The 22732-nt window shown below is 39.8% G+C and carries 20 protein-coding genes and 1 pseudogene; 2 read left to right on the top strand and 19 right to left on the bottom strand.

Annotation, left to right across the window (positions count from 1 at the left end; genetic code table 11):
* Positions 1 to 143: 143 nt before the first annotated feature.
* The 9 genes and pseudogenes from AM500_RS04590 to AM500_RS04545 all read right to left on the bottom strand — a co-directional run bounded on the left by AM500_RS04590 (position 144) and on the right by AM500_RS04545 (position 9721).
* Entirely contained in the window at positions 144 to 1508 is a 1365-nt protein-coding gene (locus tag AM500_RS04590) for an SLC13 family permease (protein ID WP_231688107.1), read from the bottom strand.
* An 83-nt stretch (positions 1509 to 1591) separates the two neighbouring features.
* Positions 1592 to 2773: pseudogene (locus tag AM500_RS04585) on the bottom strand (glycerate kinase family protein).
* A gap of 862 nt (positions 2774 to 3635) precedes the next feature.
* Positions 3636 to 3866, bottom strand: coding sequence for a hypothetical protein (locus tag AM500_RS04580; protein WP_053598159.1), 231 nt, complete (start codon positions 3864 to 3866; stop codon positions 3636 to 3638).
* Between the two features lie 377 nt (positions 3867 to 4243).
* Entirely contained in the window at positions 4244 to 4702 is a 459-nt protein-coding gene (locus AM500_RS04570; RefSeq protein WP_053598157.1) for a GyrI-like domain-containing protein, read from the bottom strand.
* Positions 4703 to 4958: 256 nt separating this feature from the next.
* The gene (locus AM500_RS04565; RefSeq protein ID WP_053598156.1) at positions 4959 to 5360 is read right to left on the bottom strand and encodes a hypothetical protein; all 402 of its coding nucleotides are present in this window, start codon (positions 5358 to 5360) and stop codon (positions 4959 to 4961) included.
* 300 nt (positions 5361 to 5660) lie between these two features.
* Positions 5661 to 6059, bottom strand: a complete 399-nt coding sequence (locus tag AM500_RS04560; protein WP_053598155.1) for a VOC family protein — start codon at positions 6057 to 6059, stop codon at positions 5661 to 5663.
* A gap of 192 nt (positions 6060 to 6251) precedes the next feature.
* Entirely contained in the window at positions 6252 to 6557 is a 306-nt protein-coding gene (locus AM500_RS04555) for a metal-sensing transcriptional repressor (protein ID WP_053598154.1), read from the bottom strand.
* 322 nt (positions 6558 to 6879) lie between these two features.
* The gene (locus AM500_RS04550) at positions 6880 to 7455 is read right to left on the bottom strand and encodes a YdhK family protein (protein ID WP_053598153.1); all 576 of its coding nucleotides are present in this window, start codon (positions 7453 to 7455) and stop codon (positions 6880 to 6882) included.
* 16 nt (positions 7456 to 7471) lie between these two features.
* Positions 7472 to 9721 carry a copper-translocating P-type ATPase gene (locus AM500_RS04545; RefSeq protein WP_082347132.1) on the bottom strand — a complete coding sequence of 750 codons (2250 nt, stop codon included), beginning with the start codon at positions 9719 to 9721 and terminating at the stop codon, positions 7472 to 7474.
* Positions 9722 to 9889: 168 nt separating this feature from the next.
* Between AM500_RS04545 and AM500_RS04540 the strand changes: the two genes are divergently transcribed.
* Positions 9890 to 10606 (top strand): hypothetical protein, encoded by a 717-nt coding sequence (locus AM500_RS04540; protein WP_053598152.1) that lies wholly within the window; start codon positions 9890 to 9892, stop codon positions 10604 to 10606.
* Between the two features lie 205 nt (positions 10607 to 10811).
* On the opposite strand, the gene AM500_RS04535 is transcribed toward AM500_RS04540, so the two are convergent.
* The 7 genes from AM500_RS04535 to AM500_RS04505 all read right to left on the bottom strand — a co-directional run bounded on the left by AM500_RS04535 (position 10812) and on the right by AM500_RS04505 (position 15186).
* Positions 10812 to 11519 (bottom strand): class I SAM-dependent methyltransferase, encoded by a 708-nt coding sequence (locus tag AM500_RS04535; protein ID WP_053598151.1) that lies wholly within the window; start codon positions 11517 to 11519, stop codon positions 10812 to 10814.
* Positions 11520 to 11548: 29 nt separating this feature from the next.
* Positions 11549 to 12319, bottom strand: a complete 771-nt coding sequence (locus AM500_RS04530) for a Cof-type HAD-IIB family hydrolase (RefSeq protein ID WP_053598150.1) — start codon at positions 12317 to 12319, stop codon at positions 11549 to 11551.
* 148 nt (positions 12320 to 12467) lie between these two features.
* Positions 12468 to 12761: an antibiotic biosynthesis monooxygenase family protein gene (locus AM500_RS04525; RefSeq protein ID WP_053598149.1), complete on the bottom strand. Its 294-nt coding sequence runs from the start codon at positions 12759 to 12761 to the stop codon at positions 12468 to 12470.
* A gap of 150 nt (positions 12762 to 12911) precedes the next feature.
* Entirely contained in the window at positions 12912 to 13643 is a 732-nt protein-coding gene (locus AM500_RS04520) for a DUF5694 domain-containing protein (protein ID WP_053598148.1), read from the bottom strand.
* Positions 13644 to 13698: 55 nt separating this feature from the next.
* Positions 13699 to 13953, bottom strand: a complete 255-nt coding sequence (locus AM500_RS04515; protein ID WP_053598147.1) for a hypothetical protein — start codon at positions 13951 to 13953, stop codon at positions 13699 to 13701.
* A gap of 120 nt (positions 13954 to 14073) precedes the next feature.
* Positions 14074 to 14586, bottom strand: a complete 513-nt coding sequence (locus tag AM500_RS04510; RefSeq protein WP_053598146.1) for a CDI toxin immunity protein — start codon at positions 14584 to 14586, stop codon at positions 14074 to 14076.
* 39 nt (positions 14587 to 14625) lie between these two features.
* Positions 14626 to 15186, bottom strand: a complete 561-nt coding sequence (locus AM500_RS04505; protein ID WP_053598145.1) for a YdcF family protein — start codon at positions 15184 to 15186, stop codon at positions 14626 to 14628.
* A gap of 851 nt (positions 15187 to 16037) precedes the next feature.
* Here AM500_RS04505 and AM500_RS04500 point away from each other — a divergent pair.
* Positions 16038 to 16217, top strand: a complete 180-nt coding sequence (locus AM500_RS04500; RefSeq protein ID WP_053598144.1) for a hypothetical protein — start codon at positions 16038 to 16040, stop codon at positions 16215 to 16217.
* 181 nt (positions 16218 to 16398) lie between these two features.
* Here AM500_RS04500 and AM500_RS04495 read toward each other — a convergent pair whose 3' ends face one another.
* From AM500_RS04495 to AM500_RS04485, 3 genes are all read right to left on the bottom strand, one after another.
* A complete protein-coding gene (locus AM500_RS04495; RefSeq protein ID WP_053598143.1) occupies positions 16399 to 16833 on the bottom strand; it encodes a hypothetical protein in 435 nt (144 codons plus the stop codon).
* Positions 16834 to 17406: 573 nt separating this feature from the next.
* The gene (locus AM500_RS04490; RefSeq protein ID WP_231688155.1) at positions 17407 to 19752 is read right to left on the bottom strand and encodes an Ig-like domain-containing protein; all 2346 of its coding nucleotides are present in this window, start codon (positions 19750 to 19752) and stop codon (positions 17407 to 17409) included.
* A 473-nt stretch (positions 19753 to 20225) separates the two neighbouring features.
* Positions 20226 to 22718: an Ig-like domain-containing protein gene (locus tag AM500_RS04485; protein WP_231688154.1), complete on the bottom strand. Its 2493-nt coding sequence runs from the start codon at positions 22716 to 22718 to the stop codon at positions 20226 to 20228.
* Between the last annotated feature and the right edge of the window lie 14 nt (positions 22719 to 22732).

The following is a 22732-nucleotide window of genomic DNA, read 5'->3' as shown; positions in this document are numbered from 1 at the left end:
AAGTGGGGGATCAACTGCAAGTAAAAGCCCGATTGGTTCAAGGGCATTTCGGTCATTCCCTTGTGGGACTAACAATCAGTGGGGGATAAAGAGGGCCGTAGGTCATACCTTTAGGTAAAACCCCCACTGATTGAAATTTCACTTTATAAGTGTAACCCCATCCACTGCCAATAAGTGAAGTAGAACAAGATCATGATAAATATATAAAGAGGCATGAGTATGGCACTTATTTTTATTAGATTACTAGCATCATATGAAATTTCACCTTCCTCATAAAACAGGAGTAAGGCTTTCGAACTGACAGGAACGGTCACACAATAGTTCATGCCTATTAAACTTAAAAAGACAACCGTCGAAGGGTTAACCCCTATCGTTTCACTAAATAATATTAAACTTGGGATAAAAACGATGGCCCGTGTTGTATGTGATGTAATATACAAATGGCTTGAAACGGTTAACAACAGGATGGTCAGTACAAGCAGCCATTCTGGTGCACCTACAAACAAATATAGAACATGAAGCATTTTCGTTTCGATAAATTTTACTGCACCTGTATCCACTAACACTTTTCCAAGTGCCGTTGCTGCAGCGACAAACAGAATTAAATTCCAAGATACTGACTTCATACCTTGTTTCCAACTAATCATTCCATAATTCGGTGTCATAACTAGTATTGCACCGATCATCGTAATAAATGCGATATCATAGCCATGTATCCTTTCAGTCATCCAACCTGCGATTAACAATGAAATCAAAATGATGATCTTTTTTTCTTTTCTATTAATCGGCAGTTTTACCATCATTTTTTCTTCCATTTGTACGTTTTCTGTTTTTTCATTTTTTGGCCACAAGATCCATTTTATTATAACCAATGATACTAGTGAAATTACTATCGCAAATGGCACTCCTAAAATAAACCACCTGCTAAAAGAAATCGTTTGATCGACCGTGCTTTCAAGTAAACCAATTCCTATTAAATGAGAACCTGCCCCTATTAAAGTGGCTGATGTACTCATTAAAATGATCACAGGAGCTAAAATAGCCAACACTTTTTGTTCTTTAGTTGAAAATTTTATACTCAGCTGTTGAATGATAGGCATTGATAACGCTGCTCGACCTGAGGTAGAAGGAATGAAAAATACGGATGCAAATAAAATCGAACTTACCCCAAGGAGCACATTACTTTTTTTTTGAAACTTTCTCAATATAAATCCGGTTAATCGTTCTACTAACTGGGACTGCTTAACAGCTTCACCCACAATAAAAGAGCCTACCATTAACCATACGACTTCTTCAGATAACGAATCATATAACAAACTAGGGTTTTCTGCACCCATTATAACAATGAACATAATAAGTGAAATAGCCACAAATCCAGCCGGTATTTTAGTGGTGATCCATAACGTCATTGCTGATAAAAAGGCAAACAAGGATATCTTTGCATCATAGTCCAGACCATCAATCATTACGATGAAGACTAAGATTAGGACATGTAAGCTGACAATCACTAATGACCTCGTCGATAATTGATTGATCCACTGTTTGATTCTGTTATTCTTTTCAGCTTGTTTCTCTATTCTTATTATCATTTTTAGTAAACGCTTTCTAAAAGATTCCTTCTTTGTGCCATTTCCCAACCAATCGAAACTTGTCGTAATACTGACTCCGTACTTTCTTCTATCCATTTCGGTGCTTTTTTTATTGCATTCTCCAAAGATGTTGGTTTTGGAATAATACTACTATAGGCATCTATCCCTGCATGATAGTTTAAATCTGCTCCTTTACCGATTGTTCCAGTAATGGCAATTACCGGAATATCATATTTCTTTGCAATTCTTGCAACCTCTGCAGGAATTTTTCCATTTGGGGTTTGGAAATCCAAACTGCCTTCTGCAGTGAACACAATATCCGCTGTTAAAATTTTTTCTTCTATATTTATATATTCCGTAATTATATCGAATCGTGGATGTAATATGGCTCCTGTAAATGCAATTAGTCCTGCACCTAATCCACCAGATGCACCGCTGCCCGGCAACGAACGAACATTAATCCCCAATGCTTCTTGAATTAAAGACGCATAGTGTTCTAACGCTAATGATAATTGCTCAACTTGTTTTGGAGTCGCTCCTTTTTGAGGTCCAAATACACGTGCAACGCCTTCTTCTCCACATAAAATATTCTTCCAGTTACACGCAACATTAATAGAAACGTCCTGTAATCGTCTATCTATATGAGTCGTCACGATAGAATTCACCTTTAACAAATCTTCTCCACCCTTGATTTCGACGATTTGTTGTTTCTTGTCCAAGAAAAGAACTCCTAAAGCTTGCGCCATTCCTGCTCCACCATCTGATGTACCAGAATCCCCACAACCGATTAAAATATTGTCAACCCCTACATCAAGCGCAGCGAGGATTAACTCTCCTACCCCTTAGGTCGTTGTTTTTAAAGGGTTCCTTTGATTACGGGGTACTAACTTTAATCCAGCTACCGCTGCCATTTCAATGACAGCAGTACGTTTACCATTTTCTACAAAAATACCAAAATGACTTTTGATCCTCTTGCCGACTGGCCCTGTCACCTTTTTATAAATTAATTCTCCACCTTTTATGTTAATGATCGTTTTTGCAAAGCCTTCTCCTCCATCAATCATCGGAATCACTTCAAAATCAATAGACGGATCAAAATTCCTCACTCCTCGTGCCATGGCTAAAGCGACTTCCTCAGCATCTAGACATTCTTTAAATCCTGACGGTACAATTACAACTTTCATTAATAATTCCTCCAAATATACATGTATTACTATGTAATGTACTATCCAAAAACTAATAGATAGTTAGAGAATTATTAAAAAATGATTAGAAAATCATTTATATAAGGAGTCCTCAGGAAATGGAATAAAATAGATCAAGAGAGCTCGGTAAGAAACAAATTGTATACAGATTTACAATATAATATAACTATGTATGCTATATACAAAATGAGAAAAAAGGGAGATTGCTCTCCCTCTCTGATTCAGATATATCCCTTTTCTTTCATGCTGTAATACTCGGTCTGCATTTACAATAACATGGTCCAGTACATCAATCCCTAGGATTTTACCGCATTCTACGAATTGGTGGTTGTAGTCAAATGCAATAGCCAGTTTCAGGTTTTAGGGGATAATACTGGCTTTGTTGCGATTACAGGCAGTCAGGAAAATGGGGAACAAGCAATTGAGATTGCTAGAGGGTTGTCCGATATTTCGGACAATCTATGTCAAATCCTTCTTCGTGACATCCGAATAGCACTAATCCGCTAGTGACAGTCAATATCAATTGGAGGTCTCGCCAATGGAGAGATTGAGTTTCATTCCTTCTCGAATACAGCTGAAATCCCGCTTCAATCCTTTTCTCTAGGGGGACGGATTTTTGCTACGCAACCCCCGAAAGCACTGAAGTAACACGGCTAGGCCTAGACCTAACCCCTGTCCTTGTTCAGTGTCTTTCTCAAAAGGGATTCCAGTCTGTGCAACAACTAAAGGAAGCCCAAACCATACTGAACGATCATGTGGCTGAACAAGATAATACAGTAAACACTCATACGTTTCACTTCACGGTTAAAAGCCATAAAAAGACAAAAGGGATAGCCGCACATCAGCGGCTCTCCCCTTCTTTACCATTGTTCATCATTTCGAGTTGCTTTTCAATTTCATCGTTACTGACGTATTCTTCTTCGCTGTTCATGGTGTTGTCGTCCTTTATGTTTAAATGCTTGGCAATACGCCTTACCTCAAACTTAATAGTCGACAGGGTAAAAAGGATATACAGGATAATGGCTATATTTAAAATAATACTTACCACTGTTAAGATAAGGACAGGAATCATCCCCCTTCTACTGTCAGTTTTCCGAGTAAAATTTAGTAATAAAAGAAGCGAAAATAAAGCGCAACGAAATAATTGAGAATAAAAACTACACAGTAAATTTTGGGGATTAAAAAGAAGCATCCTTTGTCTTTGCGGGAATAGATTAAAAAGCCAATACAGAATATCAGCTTAAAAATATACAAAGGAGCTGCCGCAAGATGGTAGTATAATTCAGGAAACGACATGTCCATAGGATCCACTTTATTTCCTCCTAGCTGTTTAGCTACTGGCCTTGCCGCCACTGTTTCAGTAACAATTAAAGGAGATTGGCGCACTGCAATTCTTTAAAGATTAATCACACTTCAAGATCAAGAGATTAATCTAAATTCTGATTTGTTTCATAGAACCGGAACCCATATTTCCATCTCATATTCTTCGCTTTCTTCTTTTCCAATCATATTGGTTTTCACGATTTCAATTTCAGGCATGCCCACTTTTATTGCATATCCTTCCTCATCGAAAACCTTCCACAGCTCCCAATAGGTGTTTGGAATTTTCTTGGAGGGACCAATATGTTTAAATACAACATATTTTTGTTCAGGAAAGGTATGCAATGTCATCCCCTTTTCTACCTTAGAATAATCAACAGATTCGATTTCAATCCCACATGTATAAAAGTAATGATCGCTTCTTGGAGGCAGGCACACCCCGACTAACTCATTGATATTGTCATCAAGAACGTTTTTAGCTCTATCCCATAATTGCGGAATCGGATAGACAATATCACCATCCCACTTTCCAGCAGCACTGTAACCTACTATTACAAATGAACCCTTTATAACTTCTTTAAATTTCATAGGAGCCCCCTTAATATCCAATTTTTCAGGACATACTCTATTCCACCCCGAATTAACTGAGATCAACAGAGCAACCTTAAAAAAGTTGATGCCTTTTAGGACACGTTTTAAAATATTCATGACAGATTTTACGATATACAGGACATTTACCGAAAAATACAGGACATTTCCCAAATTATGCAGGACAGTTTTTCAATTTTTCAGGACAAACTCCATTAAACCAGTACCTCCAACAGAGCACCCTTAAAAAAATTTTCTAATTTTCCTTAAGGGCGGACTTTGGAAGTTCCCACGAGTAATAAACACTTGAGTACGGTTCAGTAATGATGTATAACTCTTCCCCACCTTTTTCAAAAACCAGTCCGGCGCCCAATTGCTCTCTAAATTTCCATCCGTTTTCATTTAAAGTCTTTTTAACGATGCCAAAGTCTTCTTTTAAAAGCTTGGTTTCCGAAAGATAGACAACATTGCCGTCATCTGTTTCTCTTATTTTTTCAAGATCACTGAAAGCAAATTTAAGTTTGGTAACAGCAACTAGATGTTTTAACGGGTCTTTTTCCTGTCCCAATGCTCCACTTAGTACTACTGGACCATAAGAAAAACAAAGATAAAAAAAGAATATAACAGCTAGAACCTTCACAGCATTTTTATAATTCATTCCCCAGTCAACCATCCCCGATTAGTATTTTATTAGTTTTATTTTAACATGGTAACCAATAAATACCATTAAAAATTCGGCCGGTCTATTTTAACAAAACTCCCTCTATTACTAAGATTTTTGCCAAAATAAATCTAAGTTAGTTCGCCCCCTTTCTTCCAGTATCCTGCACGGTTTGCACAATAAAAAAACTGTTTTCACAATAGCTAGATTTTTGTACCGGTCAGTGTAATAGGATTTGCTGGGTTTAAACAAATTAAAGACAGGTAAAGTTAAACTCTTTACCTGCCTCTGTTGGGATTAAATCTCTACTTTACCTAGAATAGTATCAATCCGTTTACTTTCTTCCTTCTTGTCTATGTACTCAAATAAACCAATACGGTTCCCCCAGGGATCAGAAAAGGTGCACCACTTTACTGGGACTTCCTCCCGAGAAAACACTTCAAAGTCCTCAACTTGTAATTCACGAACTAACCATAATTTTTCCGCTTCTAAATCCTTAACAGCCAAACGAAGAGGCCCGCTGCCTGAAGAAGGTGTTCCTTCAGCCACTTGTAACCAACATCCAGGCACAACCTCCCACTCAGCAAATCCATCGTGCGGGATAAAATCAGGAGCCTTTTTCAAAAATGTTTGATACCACTTATGTCCTTCTATCATATCTGTAACACGAACCTGATACGTCAACTCAAAAAACATACTATTTCCTCCCTAAATCCGTTTGGGAATAACTTCTATAAAAGGCTATTTCAATCCTTCTTATTAAACTTCTTCAGTTTAAGGAATTCAACAAAAAAGTGATAATTGTTTATGCTCTCCGAATAAAAAACACAATACCCCTCTACTGTATCTAAGTGCATAAAAATAATACCAGCTCCCGATGGCTGACATCTATTGTGACTTAGAAAACCGTTTAAACACTTCCATTAATTCCTCAATTGCCTCTTCTCCATTCCCATCTTTTATTGCATCAGAAACACAATGCTGTGTATGCTTTTCTAGTAAATGGAGGCCTACTTTATTCATGGCTGCATTAATTGCGGATATTTGCGTCAGAATATCGACACAATACCGGTCATTTTCTACCATATTTTGAATTCCGCGTACTTGCCCCTCTATCCGTTTCAATCGGGCAATCAGCCGATCTTTATCCGTTGTTGACCTATGTGTCACTTTTTTCTCTCCCGAATTATCCAAATCATTCTCCTCTTTCTTTTAATAAAATAAGCCCATCGAGGGTAGATATTGTTGTATCATTCTTCAATATATGGCTTGCTAATAATGTAAACAAGTATGGTGATATGAAACTTCCTTCAAGGAGTGACAAGCAAAACTAACTGCTCTGTATCCAATTAAAGCTAGCAATCTTTAGCTTAATAAGGAATTCAACAAAAGGTTTCTTAATCCTTAATATGAGCATTCTTCAAATCTAGGAAATTGAAACTGTATTATTAAATAAAAGAATCCCCTCTTAATAGAAATACAACGCTATTAAAAGAGGGGGATGTTTTATGTGAATTTATTTGTTCGGCGACAGTTCACTTTCTATAACCCATTTATGGTTCTTTACATCTTTTCCTGTTTCGGTATTTTTGAAATCAACCATATATACCGTTGTTTCCTCGGCTGAATCAATAACAGCAGCAGCTCCATCCATACCTTTCATATGGTCCGCCTTCAATTTGACTTCGTCGCCAGGTTGGAATGGTTCTTCGCCTGCGTCTTCAATTTCCTCATGAATGACCCATTTATGGTCCTCTACTCGTTCACCGCCAGTTGTTGGGGTATATGAAACTGAATAGACTGTTGTATTGTAGGCTCCTGCTATTGTTGCGACTGCCCCGTCCATTCCCTTCATATGTTTCGCATGCATAACAGCTTTGCTTCCAACTGGGTATGTTGGATCTTTTGCAACTTCTAGTTCTTCGGGAACTTCACCTGAACTTGAATGGTTCATTTCCATATGTTCATGAGATTCCGTCTTTTTATCTGCGCCATCATTTGGTGGTGCTGGCTCATTGTTTCCACCGCAAGCTGTTAAAATCAGGGCCATAATTAGCGATGTTATAGTGGTAAAAAATTTATTAGGTTTCATTAGAATCATCCTTTCATTAATCGATTTTTAACAACTGGGCATTAACTGCACAGATAATTGTACTTAGTGACATAATCACTGCCCCTATGGCCGGTGTAATAACAATTCCCCAATTAATCAAAACGCCCGCAGCCAGCGGTATGGCAATAATGTTGTATCCGGCAGCCCACACCAGGTTTTGCATCATTTTTCTGGAAGTTGCCTTGGACAGCTTGAAAATATTTAAAATATCATTTGGGTTGCTATTTACTAAAACAACGTCTGCTGTTTCAATGGCAACATCAGTCCCGGCCCCAATTGCTATACCAAGGTCTGCTTCTGCGAGAGCAGGGGCATCGTTAATGCCATCTCCGATCATCGCAACTTTCTTCCCGCCTTTTCTTAATTCTTTTACATTGTTGGATTTCTCGTGTGGCAATACTTCTGCAATCACTTTTGAAAGTCCTAATTGTTCACCTACATAATTGGCGACCCTGCTGTTATCACCAGTCATCATAACTGTTTCAATGCCTTGTTCACGCAATGCCTTGATAACTCCAAAGGAGGTCTCCCTGATGATATCAGCCAAGGCAATCATCCCTTGCAGGCTGTCATCTTTCACAACAAAAACGACTGTTTTGCCTTGAGCGGCCAGCCTTTCATATGTCTTTTCGTCAAAAAGAATATTATTTACCTTCATAGCACCAGGGCTTATGACAGAGACTTCCGCACCATTGACTTTAGCTGTCAAACCTTTACCAGTTAAGTTTTGATAATCCTTTACCTCAAACAGCTCTAGATTCCGTTCTTTTCCTTCCTTCACAATCCCTTTTGCAATTGGGTGTTCAGATTGGGTTTCAACTGAATAAGCCAGGGTTATAAGTTCTTCCTCACTTACCCCTTCAACAGGAAAGATATCCGTTACTCCAAAGTTACCCTCGGTTAATGTACCTGTTTTATCAAAAACAACCCGATCTACTTTATAGGCTCCTTCGAAAGCAATCCTATTACGGATTAATAATCCCTTTTTCGCCGCTATCGCAGTCGACCGCGATGTTACTAATGGACCAGCCAAACCAAGCGCATGAGGACAAGCGATTATCAACACCGTCACCATACGTTCCAGTGCAAATTCAAAGTCACCCGTGACGGACCAGTAGGCAAGGGTAATGATACCAGCAACGACCGCCACATAAAATAGCCATTTAGCTGCAATATCCGCATATCCCTGTGCTTTCGACTTTGTCGTTTCCGCATCCCCGACCAATGTAATAACCTGGGACAGATAAGTGTCTTTTCCAGTCTTGTTAACAGTTATTTTTAATACACCTGATCCATTCACAGAGCCCCCTATCGCTTCCATGCCAGGGCTCTTTTCAATGGGAACGGATTCCCCTGTTAACATCGATTCATCAACAGTTGATTCCCCCTCAAAAATACTGCCGTCAATCGGGATTTTTTCTCCTGACTTGACGAGTATTTTATCACCGGGATGCAATTCATCTACTGATACTTCTACGACATCTCCATTTTCATTAATCTTATGGGCATCTTTGGGCATTATTTTAATTAGTTCCTCCAAAGCCTTCGATGCACCCATAATCGACTTCATTTCAATCCAGTGGCCAAGCAGCATGATTACAATAAGGGTGGCCAATTCCATGTAGAAGTCACTGCCCTGAATAAAAAAGGTTGTCAGTGAGCTATATACATAGGCCGTGATAATCGCCAACGAAATTAGCGTCATCATTGCCGGGGCTCTGCTCTTTAGTTCATCCCAGGCACCCTGTAAAAATGGTTTACCCCCATAAAAGAAGATGAATGTTGATAGAAGGAATAAGATTATCGAATCACCCGGAAAGTTGATTTCATAGCCAAAAATCATTTGAGTCATATCCGACAAAATTATAATAGGTACAGCTATTACTAAAGAGATCCAAAAGCGTTTCTTAAAGTCTGATACCATATGGGCATGATGCCCCGAATGACCCGCATGTCCTGAATGATCGGCGTGATCGGCGTGTCCCGCATGTTCTTGATGGTCATGGTTGGCTGGATCATGTTGATGGTCCGTATGACTGCCTTCATGGATATGGTTATTATGGTCATGAGGGTGTTCGTGACCGTTATGATTGTGGTGTGGATGCTCATGCTGGTCTCCATGATTGCTAATACCGAGTTGGTTTACATGCCTATTATCCTCTACACTTCCCTCAGCTTCTTGGACATCATGTTTAGCATGATTTTTATGTGAGCGATGGTCATTAATGCTCTGTTTATTTGCCATAGTGGCCCCTCCTTTCCTAAGCACTAAATTTACTTCCCGGAGAGCAAATTCTTATTTTTCATCTAAGGACTTGTTATTTTTATACCCTGCCCCCCTATAGTAAAACATTGTTTAATATACCTTGCATTGGGAAGAGTACTGTAAGATGGAAAGAAGGAATTTTTCAACATGACTAACAACTTAAATCAAACAGGTGCAAGTAAGGCTCCAGTAGAAGCACGATTAAAATTGGCAGCAACAGCAATGGCCAGTAATATGAAACTCCATGCTACCCGAAATGGTGGAGATAAGGGGTCAACTGGTATAGTCGATGTGGAATCAGTACAAACCATTATTGAGAAATGGCCTGCTACATCAAAAATGGCCGCCCAAAATACCATTGAATTTTATGGCCCTCCGAATGAAGTCACTCCCAGCCGATTAATCTGGTACAATAATGGCCCTTGGAAACGAACCATTGCTTACCGTGATGAGGTTCCACATGATTTCCCAGAGCCACATACGGATGTCCTTGAACAATTTATCGATTATCATGTACCAGCAGATAAGGCAGGATTGGTTGCACGACTTGAAGGAAGTATTGTAATTGATCGTACAAAAGGCGAAGTCTCTGTTCACTGTGATAACGAAGGTGCCAATACCCTATCGTTAAATATGATGCATGAGATCGTTACAGGGAAACGAACACCTGAAGAAGCAAGAGAATTTATTGGAAAGGAAATTGTTGAGTATTTAATGGGCCGTCCAGCACCATATTGCAAAGGTTTCCAATTCGAATTACCTAAAGGGGAACAGTGGGATACGGACAAACCGATTGTTCAAGATGCGGCGCTTGATCAAGCAGTTGCAAAAATGAAACAAACACTAGGTTTGGATAAAAATTAAAATGTATTTAGGATTTTTTAATAAAACGAGTGCTCTCTGGGATTTGAGGGCACTTTCATTTAGGGGCTGTTAAAATAAGAAAACATTCTTGCATTGCTGTTTCTCAACTCTTTATTAACGCAATAATTTTTACCTGCCCGTTCGTAAAACAAGTTACAATTCACATCGTTGTTGGGTGTTCCACTTGCAGCGGTATCTCAAAACATCACTTCACAATAGCTTTGATAATGAGGAAATTGGGACTTTTCAGAAGCATTTCATATTTTTCCGGTGCTTGTTCCTTGAATTTCGTTGTGGGTAGAGGTTCAATGACTTCTTCAATCGAAAAGCAGTTCAGAGTTTCATTTAAAATTATGTTAAGAGGTCTTCGATAAAAGGGGACTTCAAATGACTTTCCTTCTTTGATCCATTTGTCAATAATTAATTCAGTACCGAAGTAGTTGGCATCCTGAAGTAGTTTTATATCTGTAAATGGGTGGTGAATTGAAAACAAGAATACACCTTTAGGCCTTAGAATTCTTTGAAATTCACTAAAAGTAGGACCCCACTCCCTAATATAATGAAGAGTTAATGAGCTTATGATGAAATCAAAAGAGTTATCTTTAAATGGCAAGTTAGCCTCTAAATCTAAACAAAGAACAGTGGCCTTGTCCCCAACACGCCTTTTAGCAGAACTCACCATCTCTGGACTAATATCAGTTGCAATCACATTCGCTCCCCTGTTGACTAATTGTTGAGTATACCAACCAGCTGCACAGCCAGCATCGACGATATCCATATTATTTAAGTTTTGTGGTAACTGACTTAACATCGCAGGTCTTTCATATTCGCTATTATACAAGCTTGTCGTATCCACTGTATTTTCGTAAATACTAGCAAGGTTATTAAATGTGTCCTTTATATTTTCTTTCATATTTCACCTCAGTTTTCTTATTTAAATGGTCAAATAATTCCATATTGTTTTAATGCGTATTCAATTCCACCTTCACTTGATGGTTTTGTAACAAAATCTGCAACATGTTTCAATTTTTCATTTCCATTCCCCATTGCTATACCTAACCCTACTAATTCCAACATATCAATATCATTTTCACCGTCACCAAAAGCGATTGCTTCCGACTTATCGAAACCAAAGAAATCTAAAGTTTTCATTATAGCTAAAGACTTTGAAACATCCTCCTGCAATACATTTAACACATAAGGATGCCATCTTTTAAATGCTAGGTGGGGAAACTTTTGTTTATACTTCTCAACTGTTTCATCATTTGCAAACAAACACAATAAGAATACGTCTTCGTGGATAAAGGGGCGAGTTTCGGGATACTCGTTTAGAGACAACGTTTCCTTTAAGGCCGTTAATATTTCCGTCTCTGTTACGCCGTTCATACTAAATCCTTCAGTATAAAACGACAAACCGTTATTCTCTAACTTTGCATATTCTATAACTTCTTGAATGATGGTTTTATCCATCGGTACTTTATGAATAACCTCTTGAATGTGTTTCACGTAACCACCATTTGCTGTAATAAATGTTTCAATTCCTAACTCTTGCAGTTCCTGACACATTGAGAGTGGCCTTCCTGTTGCAGCCACAACCTTTAACCCTTTGCGTTTTAAATTTTTTATAGCTTCAATTGTAGAGATAGGAATGCTGCCATCTTTGTGATTTGTAATAGTCCCATCCACATCGAAAAACACAATTTTATAACTCATATAATCTCCTAAATTAGTTTCAAAAATAATAAATACCTTATTTATTATTCAACCTTCCAACAGGGGAATCCTTCTTCAACATGACCAGTTAAACAAAAACGGCATTAATCCTTCTTGGACAATGCCGCTGTTAATTCAGGAACAACAATTAAATATCGACCCTCTCAAAATGTTCAACTATCGGAAATGGGTCATAAAAATGATGTAATTGTTTTTTCCATTCTTGGTACTCATTTGATTGTCTAAATCCAACTGTATGGTCTTCTAATGATTCCCATTGAACCAGAAGTAAATATTTCCCCTCTTCTTCAATACATCGTTGTAAATCGTGAGATATGTACCCTTTCATCGAAGAAATAATTTTGGAAGCCTCACAAAACGCTTTTTCATATTCCGCTTCCATACCTTCCTTAACTTGCAGCATAACAGCTTCTAATATCATTTATTTTCCCCCTTTTTAACAGCATAACATCACTATCTTTGATGAACAAAGCTACATTTGTACCATAAGAATTTTTAAAAACGTTTTAATCCCCCGAAAAAAAGCACCTGATTTTCTAAATGTAACCATCTTCCCCGAGGTCAATAGTAACTATATGTACTTGTTTAGATCTTCAATTTCAAATAGGCCGCTTTCTGATAGGAATTGGGTTATTAAATAGACGTGAGCACTACCGATGAGCAAGAGAATACGGTCATTAGTATTAGCTAGTCTGGTAATGTTAGAGAATATGATTAAATTCCGTTGATACCACCATCTTAGCCACTCTATCCCCATGTAGTTCAAGCCCTCGCCTATACGGGCAACATTCATATACATTTCTTGTTCCAGGTTTAATCGAGTTCTATCATTACACATCTTTAATATGCCCGAAATTGATTGGTTATTAAAGTCGGGTGCGATATTAGGGAGGTACGTTTCAGTAATACGTTTAAACAGTTCCGGCTGATTGGCTTTAGCCCATTCCATCACCTCTCCAATTCCTTTTTGTCCTACATCCCTCATCCAATCCACGGCAAAAATTTCACTGTTTTTCATTTCTGCATTTAGCCGGAAACCTATTTGGTGCAACTCATTCACTTTTACTTGAAAGGAGTTATTTAAGTAATCCTGGTAGCTTTTGTTGATCTCTGCTTGTCTTTCTTTTTCAACCTCGACCGCAATTTTATTTGGCTCGAATCTTTTCAAATTCACAATCACTTCTGCTATTTCAGCTTGCCGTTGCGGGGATAAGATATTATCTAAACCAGTTTGTATCAGGTCAGGTGTACTGCCCATATGAAACGTTCCAACAATAAGTATCTTGGGTTTTGATTCTTTCATACTCACTCTCCTTATCTACAAAGGAATGGTACACCGTTCCTTCAAATAGGAATATTTAATTATCATCCTGGTAATGATAGTGCCAGTGTTGAATGTTATCCATACCAACTAACTGACCTTTTTTATTGTAGTACCCGAAAAAATGATCCATCGGTAATTTTAAAAGCTGATAATTGTTGTCCTTTGGCAAACGTTCCAGCTCTTCCTTAGCCTTGTACTCAGAAGAATAAATTCCTACAGGATAAAAATTTGGAAACCTTCCAGAACTAGTTGCTACAAATAGAGCCCAAACAAATCCTCCATTCTCCAATCTAATTCCTCCAGATATTGATGATGTTTAGTCATCTGAATTATACGGATTTGCATACAAATCAAAATCAAATTTAGCTTTTATACTATTCGCAAATGCAATATGTTCATGCTCAATTAATCAATACCAACCTATTGTTAAGTCACCATCATGAAAGCTTTCAATAACATACTTTGAATTTGGACAATAAATAATTTGATCCCAGCCAATCCATGTAAGTTCATCTAGATTTGTAAGGATTCTTTGAACACTAGATTTGACATTCGGTAAACTTCCGGTTGAGCCCATTAAATATGCTGTCTGATTAAGATCAAAACCTTGGGATCTTAATAATCTTAATACATCCTGAATTGACTCCATAGTCCAATCTTCTATTCTCACCTTATTTTGAACCCTATCCCAATCTACTCTGCCCCATTCAGCTATAGGAAAGACTTTAACAAACTCATCCATAATTAGATCTCCATCTTCTTTAGTTAAAATAAAGACATCTTCTCTTCTATCAAAACAATTTAAAACCTCTGCTTCCGAACGCATTCGTTCTTGTTCTTCTATTTTCTGTTTTTGTTTTTGTAATAACATGGCCAATCTAGCCTTTTGTTGCTCGTTCATTTTTTTTCGATCTTCATGCACCCTGGCTCACCGCCCTAGACATTTATATACGTAACAAATTTATTTAGTATTTACCCAGTCCGGAATTAAGCTACCGAAGTATTTGCCTATCTTCGCCACTTCAGTCATGGTTCTGCTTATTCCTACTTCAGATAAAAACCAATTTTCTTTAGTAATTCCATACCTATCTATAACGGGAGAGACAAGAAACTCTGTTTCTTTTGGGAACTCGTGCTGATAACACAATAACGCTCTCCGTGAATGACCTGCTTTACAAACGATTATATCTTTATGGTAAGGAATTCCCTCTCTATTAAGGACATCCAATGAAAAACGGGCATTTTCCAATGTGTGTTGTGCTTTGTCTTCCTTTAAAATTGCTTCCTCAGGCACTCCATTTTCAATGGCTAAATTTCTTAAGTACTCCCATTCAGTAGTACCCACGTGCTGTTTATACCCTCCCGATGGAAGTATGTAAGGTGCTAATCCTTGATGATACAAAGCTGCTGCTTTTTCCATTAGTGGCGGATGGTTCGCTCCGGGGACCAAAATCACATCGGCTGGGGAAAGTTCAGATTCTACGAAAATGAAGTCTGTAATACAATCAAACGGATAACTCATAAGACATCCCCGCTCTAATTTAGGTTTGGATAACAGTATACAGGTGTCGATGTTCCAGTTTACGCATTCGGCCCAGACTCCGACCTGTTTGACAGGCTGAACGAGAATACGGCGTTTTTAGTTTTGAATCCCGTTCAGACGTAAATTCTAGGCGCCTCTACACTGCTGGTGGTGCTTTTAAGAGTTGGCCGCGGCACAGGGTCTGGTTTGACCTATAAAACTTTTCCTAGACCGATAAATTTCTAATTGGAGCGATAAAAATTTTATTAGTCCGATAAAGCAGAAAATTGTTCTATTAAAAGAACAAGCAGAACCCTGAAGGCTAAGTCCTTCAGCGAAAGCCAACTAGAAGTAACTTCTTCCATAATTATTACTACTTACCACCATTCTAATTAAGCCTTACCTTATAATAGCAATGGAAATTTGACGTATTCCACTGGGACTAGGAGTACGATTCGTATTTGCCGCATGTTTTTTCGGGCTTTTTTAGTTTTTTTAGTTTTATTGACCACATTCTAAGTTTTACGTAACACTGTTTAAGGTTTATGTAACACTGTTTAAGTTTTTTGCAGCGCTTTATAGGTTTTATGCGTACTTACAGGGGTTTGGCTCCGCGTTGACTTGATAATTTTCTCGGAATCCGAGAGGAAACCAATATAAAAAAGCATTCCACTGTATATTTGTAATGCTACTGGACCAAACCTGTTTAATCTGTATATTCCATTAATCCCAGTACCCGGTACACGAAGGGGAATTTAAATATGTCCACCGTAAAAATTTTACAAAAACGCATTGTTTTTCTACAAGAATAGATACTAAAAAGAACTACTCAAAATTGAAGGTGAATGACAATGAATTATCAAAGTAAGGTTGAAAGCATTCTTGGTGTGGATATCCGTGTTCGGTCCCGATTTGTTGATGAGGAAAATAGAACTTATGACCCTTTTAGTAAACCCTTAATTCATAAAAAAATTAATGGGCAAGTAATTACCCCGCTTGATGTAGGAAGGCTATGGAGAAATAACTCTTGATGCTCAAATAGTTCACAAACTTGTCCTACCTGTCCATATAATGTTGGAAAAATGCCTTACACATAAATGCGTCTATTCCTAAAGGATTACGCCTCGCATCAATTCTCGGTAACCTTGGAACCGTTCTTGTTTGCCAAGGATTTCGGCGGACCAGAATCGTTCCCGCTCTTAGCAACCGTTCTTATTTTAACGAAGGACCTATGTTTAATTCAATCTTTTCTTCCTTACCTGCCCATCTTATAAGTACATACCATTTTTCTATCTCTCTAATAGAAGGCGGGTTCGTTTCGGGTCCTTCTCCCCCACCCATGTGCATACTAGTGGCTTCTTCCTCGCTTTCATTTATTCCGCCAGCGAAATTAGTATCGTCGTGGTCGTATACCTCAAATCTCACCTTTGTTTTTCCAATAGGGGTATCTTCTGACCCAATATAGGATAGGGTCCCTCCTCCGAAGCTAAAGTGGTTGCCAGGCAGAAAGGAAATTACATAGTCATCTACCCTCCAATTCGGACCTTTTCCGCTCATATATACATAAGAATAATGCTTAGGTTCTTTTTCCAAAAAATATGAAAGAGTAGCGATATTAGTCAGCATTAAAATTGCTATTAAAATCAATAAGTTCTTTTTAGTAACGATAACAATCTCCCCCTAAATCCTATTTCTCCAAGGACAAAAGGTACTTTACTCTTTTAAAAATCAAACTGAAAGGTCGCAAAACATGCGCTTAAAAATACCATGCATCGATAAATTTATCCTTTACAAGAGATATACTGGACAAGGCATACTTATGTGACTATACGTGCGCGGAAAGGTTACTAGTCCGGTACATAAGCATGACTATTTAGCGTATAGCCCGGGTCAGACCCGTACTACATTCTCAGTGAAAAATTAGTGATTAAGGGCTATCGGAGGAATAGCTATATGACCATGCGTACGTCGAAAAATAACTAGCTCGGTACATGAGCATGACTATTTTGTATAGCCCGGGTCAGACTCCTACTACCTCTTTATGAAAAAATTAGTGATAAATAGCTACCGGAAGCATAGGCTATATGGCTATGTGTGCACGGAAATTACTAGTAAGGAAAATAAGCAAGGCTATTAGCGTATAACTACCTTCGATTCCCTTTAGGAAAAACACCCTCCAGCAAGAGCTACGAGCTCTCTCCGAAGGGTGCCTTTTGATTATTATTGTACTTTTACAGTAGCTGGCTTGCTTTTGTTTTTCGATGCGTCGACGGCATAGACTGTCAGGATTGTCCCAAGTTTTTGCTTTGGAATGGCGATTTTGAATGTTCCTGTTGTTGTTGCTTTTCCAGAAGCAATTTGGTTTGTTCCGACATTGACCAAAATCGTGGCACTCTTTTCCGCGGTTCCGGTTATATAGACACTCGATGTGGTAACCTTATTGACGACTGGAGCGGCTGGTGCGATTTTATCGGACACCTTCACTGGAAGGCTAGTGAAGTTCTTGCCGCTGACTGAAGTCTCGATTACTTTTATTTCTTTGCCCGCAGCCTGCTTTGCGATAAAAATTTTGTAATTTCCGTAGGAATCTGCATAGCCAGTCTTGATAAGCACCCCATTGGAGTATACTTTTAACTTGCTTTTTGCAAAAGATTTTCCGGTAACGTAGGTTGAAAGATTGCTGACAGGATCCAGACCTGGCACATACAGCACTGTTTTAACAGAAGCACTGCCGATATTTCCGGCCCGGTCGGTTGCCTGGACAGAGATTTTCGTTCCGTACCGCTGTTTAGGGATGCGAACTGAGAACTTGCCGGCTGAGTCCGCTTTGCCTTGGGCGAGATACTTTCCATTACTCAAAACTTTCACAGTCGAATAGGCTTCCGCTTTACCGGTTACCGCTACCGATTGGCTGTAGACTGTATTCAGGACTGGTGTTGCCGGTTTTACCCGGTCGATTACGAACTTCAGTGTTTTCTTGGTTGCAGTTTGAGACAGCGTATTTGTTTGGGTCAAGGACATGAGACGATTGGCGCTCGATGTTTGTGTTGTGCCTGTGCTGATTTGATATGAGCCATCCTTTGTCACGGTTGTCGATGTTGAAATAGTTTTCACCGTGCTTCCGTCCGACAGGCTGACTGGGTTATTGGTCGGGATTCCTATTTTCACATTTTCATTAAAATAAACCGGGTCCAACGCCTGCTGGTCGTTTACGGTCATCCATCTGTAAGAGTTGTAATAATGGGTACCGGACCCATTGGAACTTGGAAATTGATTACTTTTAACAGAGTAGGAAAGCAAATAGAGACCATTGGTTGCGGAATCAACCGAACCCTTCATTACTATATCCTCAGTCCGGTCACCTTCCGCATTTGAAAAGGCTCTGACTCCTGCTTTCGGATCAAAAGAAGCTCCTTTTAAAATCGAGCCTGATGCAACACCCGTGTAAAACGGAAGTACTTTTACAGTTGGAAGGGTTTCATTATCCAGGACAAACTTGTTATTCCCGACTTGGTCGGCCAAATAGATTTGTTTGATTTCATATATGCCCTCTTGGACATGGGCAGGAACTTGCAGTGTCCCCTTCCATTCCTTATTTGAGCTTCCTTCTGAAAGAGTGTCCCAGAAATAATTGAACGTGTTCTCGGAACCTTTCTGCCTGAAAGAGATCTCTGCTTCTTTAATACCCGATCCGCTGTCATATCCCTTTACCACAACGTCAATCGTGTCGCCGGGATAAAGCTGGGTTTTGCTTAGGGTCACTTCTTGGAAAACGGGTGCAGTATAGTCAGAACTGGCTCCTGAAATTGTCAGCTTGGTATTGGCAAGCAACGCATCACGGATGGCCCAATAACTTTTTTCGTTCTCTTTTTTATCCGTAAGAGAAACATACCCGACATCGTACGTACCGTTTCGTACATACTTCGGAATCGTGATTTCGGCCTGGTACTTGCCAGTCGTGCTATTGTAGCGGATATCCGAGAATAATGGGTAGTCATCGGTCTGGATATGGCGCAGGCTTAGGGAACCATGGGAAAGCCCGCTGGCATCCTTATATCCGATTGTTACAATTACCTTGTCACCTGGAACCACAGTCGTTTTGCTAAGGTTTAGAGATGTAAGGACTGGAGGAGTCGTATCAATCGTTGTTTCCCCGTCCAGCATCCGAAATTTCAATTTAGATATCAGAGGTGAACTGGTGTCATAGGTCCTGCTGTTCATGGCATTGTCATACAGCCTGATATCTTCAACATGCCAGTCCCCGTAAATAAAATGGTCTGCCAGCGCTGAAAACTCATATGTGTTATTACCGATATAGCGCATCATGCTAGGAAATTCCTTCCCAGAACTATGCCTTAGATTAATATCAGCATCCTCAAATGGCCCCGACTCATAATCTTCTTCGACTACAAATCGAATGTTAATTCTCTCTCCAAAGTGTAATTCTGTCGCGCTGATTGAAGTGCTTTTCAGAATAAGCGGTGTTGTATCATTATCCGCTTTCGCTGGTGCGACACCAGCCAAACACAAAACGAGGACAAACAGCCATACCCAACCCTTTTTCATCACGATGTGAAAACTCCCCTTGTTTGATAATTTTTTACTGTTTTTACTATTTTTATAGTAATCGATGAGGAAGGAAAAAAATAGAGTGTAAAACGTAGATTGGGAATAGTATATATTTCCATTTTAGAGGAGCTTTCCGGATTGTTTTTTTGATATAGCGAAGGGTATGGAACTTTTTATTTGGCACTGGTTTTGCCACTTCGCCTTCTTGAAAAATACCATATCCAACTTATGCGGTTGAGGCTAATTTCAACCTTACGTAATTAGTTACCATCTCGATCAAAAAGCTGCACGTCCAATCCCATTCTTATCCCCTTTAAGAAGGCAACCTTCAGTAAGAGTTAACGAACTCTCTCCGAAGGGTGCCTTTTGCATATTATTGACTTTTACAGAAACATGCTTGCTTTTGTATGTCGATGAATCGACCGCATAGACTGTTTAGATTTTGCTGATTTTTCTATGAAATGGTAATTTTATTTTGACACCGTGACCGGCAAGCTTGTAAAGTTCCTGCCGCTGACGGTTGTCTCGACTACCTTGATTATTTTTCCTGCGGCCTGCCTCGAAATGGTAATCTTATAGTTTCCAGAGGAGTCTGCGTATCCAGTCTTAATTAGCACTCCATTAGAGTAGACCTTTATCTTGCTTTTTGAAAATGATTTTCCAGTCACGTAGGTAGAAAGCGTGCTGACTGGATCAAGGCCTGGCACATAGAGTACGGTTTTAACAGAAGCGCTGCCGGCATTTCCGGCCCGGTCAATTGCCTGCACGGAGATTTTCGTTCCATACCGCTGTTTAGGGATGCGAACCGAGAATTTGCCGGTTGCATCCGCTTTGCCTTGGGCGAGATACACACCATTTTTTAACACCTTCACAGTCGAGTAGGCCTCGGCTTTTCCGGTGACCGCTACGGATTGACTGTACACGTTATTCAGGACAGGCGCGGCTGGCGCAATCTTATCCGACACCGTGACCGGAAGGCTTGTAAAGTTCTTGCCGCTGACCGAAGTCTCGACTACCTTCATCACTTTTCCCGCAGCCTGCCTTGGAATGGCGATTTTGTAATTTCCGTAGGAATCTGCGTACCCCGTCTTGATAAGCACGCCGTTGGAGTAAACTTTTATCTTGCTTTTTGAAAAGGATTTCCCAGTCACATAGGTTGAACGATTGCTGACAGCATTGAGGCCAGGCACATACAGCACTGTTTTTACAGAAGCGCTGCCTGCGTTTCCTGCCCGGTCGATTGCCTGGACAGAGATTTTGGTTCCATATCGCTGTTTAGGGATTTTAATTGAATACTTCCCGGTTGCGTCCGCTTTGCCCTGGGCGAGATACACGCCATTTTTCAAAACCTTTACGGTCGAATAGGCCTCAGCTTTACCGGTGACTGCTACTGACTGGCTGTAGATTGTATTCAGTGTTGGTGCGGCCGGTTTCACCCGGTCAATTATGAACTTTGCCGTTTTCCTGACTGCACCTGGTGTCACCATGTTTGTCGATAGTTGATACGTGCCGTCCTTGGTTACGGTGGTTTCCGCCGAGAAGGTTTTGAGCGTACTGCCGTCCCATAGGGTGAACGAGCTATTTGCCGGAATGCCGATTTTTACGATTTCATTAAAATAAGCCGGGTCTGACGCCTGCGCGTCATTTACCGTAATCCACCTGTAGGCACTGTAGGTATCCATTGAGTATGTCAGCAAGTAAATCCCGTTGATAGTGGTATCGACCGACCCCTTCACGAGGATATCCTTTGTTCTATCCCCTTCGAGATTGGAGAAGAACCTGGCTCCTGCCAAAGGATCAAACGCTGTTCCTTTTTTGATTGCCCCTGAAGTGACCCAGGTGAATACCGGCAACACTTTTACCGTTAGCAAGGTGTCTGTCACTTCAATAACAGTTGTATTCCCGACCCCATCCCGCAAGTTAATTTGTTCAATATAATAGACACCTTCTGTTGTACTTTTGGGAGCCTGCAAAGTTCCTGTCCACTGATTATTGGTGCTGCCGACAGTCAGGTTAGTCCAAAATGTATCGTTCGCATTATGAAATTCCTTTCCGGTAAATTGCACCTGTACTCGAGCGAGGCCGGATCCGGAATCTGATCCATTTACAACAACTTTCAAAGAATCGCCGGGATAGAGTTCCTTCTTATCGACTGTAATGGATTGGAATACCGGGCGGGAAGTGTCTGTCAGCGCACCTGAAATCGTCAGCTGGGCTTCAGCGAGCATAGGGAACGATCCTGCCAAATAACTTCTCTGGTTGCCAGCTTTATCTGTCAATGTCAGAGTTCCGATATCGTAAACACCGTTTTTCGTATACTTCGGAATCGTTATTTCCGCCTCATATTCGCCGGTCGTACTATTAAAATTTATATTACTTGTAAGGTTATAATCACGTGTTTCAATATGTCTAAGAGTTAAAGTACCATGCGACAAGCCGCTTTCTTCTTCTTTAAACCCGATTGTTACGATGACCTTGTCTCCTGGCTGGGCAGTTGTTTTGCTGAGTTTTACCGAGGTAAGTTCTGGCGCAGTGGTATCGGCGCTTTCTTCGAGCATCTGGAAGCGCAAATTAGATAGTAAGGTTGAAGTAGTATCATAGATTTGTGGATTGCCTGCCTTGTCATACAGCTTTATGTCTGATACATACCAATCTCCAGGCTGTAGATCATCGGCACGATAAGAAAATTCATACGTATTATTGCCTGTATACTGCATCTTGCTGTTGATATTCTGGCCGGAATTGTGCATTAAGTGAATGTCGGCCTCATCCGCAGGCCCTGACTCAGTATCGTATTCAATCGTAAACAGCATCGTGATGAGGTCACCTGTGCGGAAGTCGGCCCCGCTGATTGAAGAGCTTTTTAGAATAAGCAGCGGCGTTGTATCCTTATCCGCCTTAACTGGAACCACACCCGCCAAACACAAAACGAGAACAAACAGCAATACCCAACCTTTTTTCATCACGGTGTGAAAAC

Source organism: Bacillus sp. FJAT-18017 (assembly GCF_001278805.1).
Lineage (GTDB): Bacteria > Bacillota > Bacilli > Bacillales > Cytobacillaceae > Bacillus_D.
Note: the sequence above shows the minus strand (reverse complement) of the source record. Positions and strands in the feature narration are given on the sequence as shown.

What these genes read in the sequence shown, in the direction of transcription:
- AM500_RS04580 (WP_053598159.1), bottom strand. Translation starts at nt 3,866, where the DNA reads ATGATTCCTGTCCTTATCTTAACAGTGGTAAGTATTATTTTAAATATA.
- AM500_RS04570 (WP_053598157.1), bottom strand. Translation starts at nt 4,702, where the DNA reads ATGAAATTTAAAGAAGTTATAAAGGGTTCATTTGTAATAGTAGGTTAC.
- AM500_RS04565 (WP_053598156.1), bottom strand. Translation starts at nt 5,360, where the DNA reads ATGAATTATAAAAATGCTGTGAAGGTTCTAGCTGTTATATTCTTTTTT.
- AM500_RS04560 (WP_053598155.1), bottom strand. Translation starts at nt 6,059, where the DNA reads ATGTTTTTTGAGTTGACGTATCAGGTTCGTGTTACAGATATGATAGAA.
- AM500_RS04550 (WP_053598153.1), bottom strand. Translation starts at nt 7,455, where the DNA reads ATGAAACCTAATAAATTTTTTACCACTATAACATCGCTAATTATGGCC.
- AM500_RS04545 (WP_082347132.1), bottom strand. Translation starts at nt 9,721, where the DNA reads ATGGCAAATAAACAGAGCATTAATGACCATCGCTCACATAAAAATCAT.
- AM500_RS04540 (WP_053598152.1), top strand. Translation starts at nt 9,890, where the DNA reads ATGACTAACAACTTAAATCAAACAGGTGCAAGTAAGGCTCCAGTAGAA.
- AM500_RS04535 (WP_053598151.1), bottom strand. Translation starts at nt 11,519, where the DNA reads ATGAAAGAAAATATAAAGGACACATTTAATAACCTTGCTAGTATTTAC.
- AM500_RS04530 (WP_053598150.1), bottom strand. Translation starts at nt 12,319, where the DNA reads ATGAGTTATAAAATTGTGTTTTTCGATGTGGATGGGACTATTACAAAT.
- AM500_RS04525 (WP_053598149.1), bottom strand. Translation starts at nt 12,761, where the DNA reads ATGATATTAGAAGCTGTTATGCTGCAAGTTAAGGAAGGTATGGAAGCG.
- AM500_RS04520 (WP_053598148.1), bottom strand. Translation starts at nt 13,643, where the DNA reads ATGAAAGAATCAAAACCCAAGATACTTATTGTTGGAACGTTTCATATG.
- AM500_RS04505 (WP_053598145.1), bottom strand. Translation starts at nt 15,186, where the DNA reads ATGAGTTATCCGTTTGATTGTATTACAGACTTCATTTTCGTAGAATCT.
- AM500_RS04500 (WP_053598144.1), top strand. Translation starts at nt 16,038, where the DNA reads ATGAATTATCAAAGTAAGGTTGAAAGCATTCTTGGTGTGGATATCCGT.
- AM500_RS04490 (WP_231688155.1), bottom strand. Translation starts at nt 19,752, where the DNA reads ATGAAAAAGGGTTGGGTATGGCTGTTTGTCCTCGTTTTGTGTTTGGCT.
- AM500_RS04485 (WP_231688154.1), bottom strand. Translation starts at nt 22,718, where the DNA reads ATGAAAAAAGGTTGGGTATTGCTGTTTGTTCTCGTTTTGTGTTTGGCG.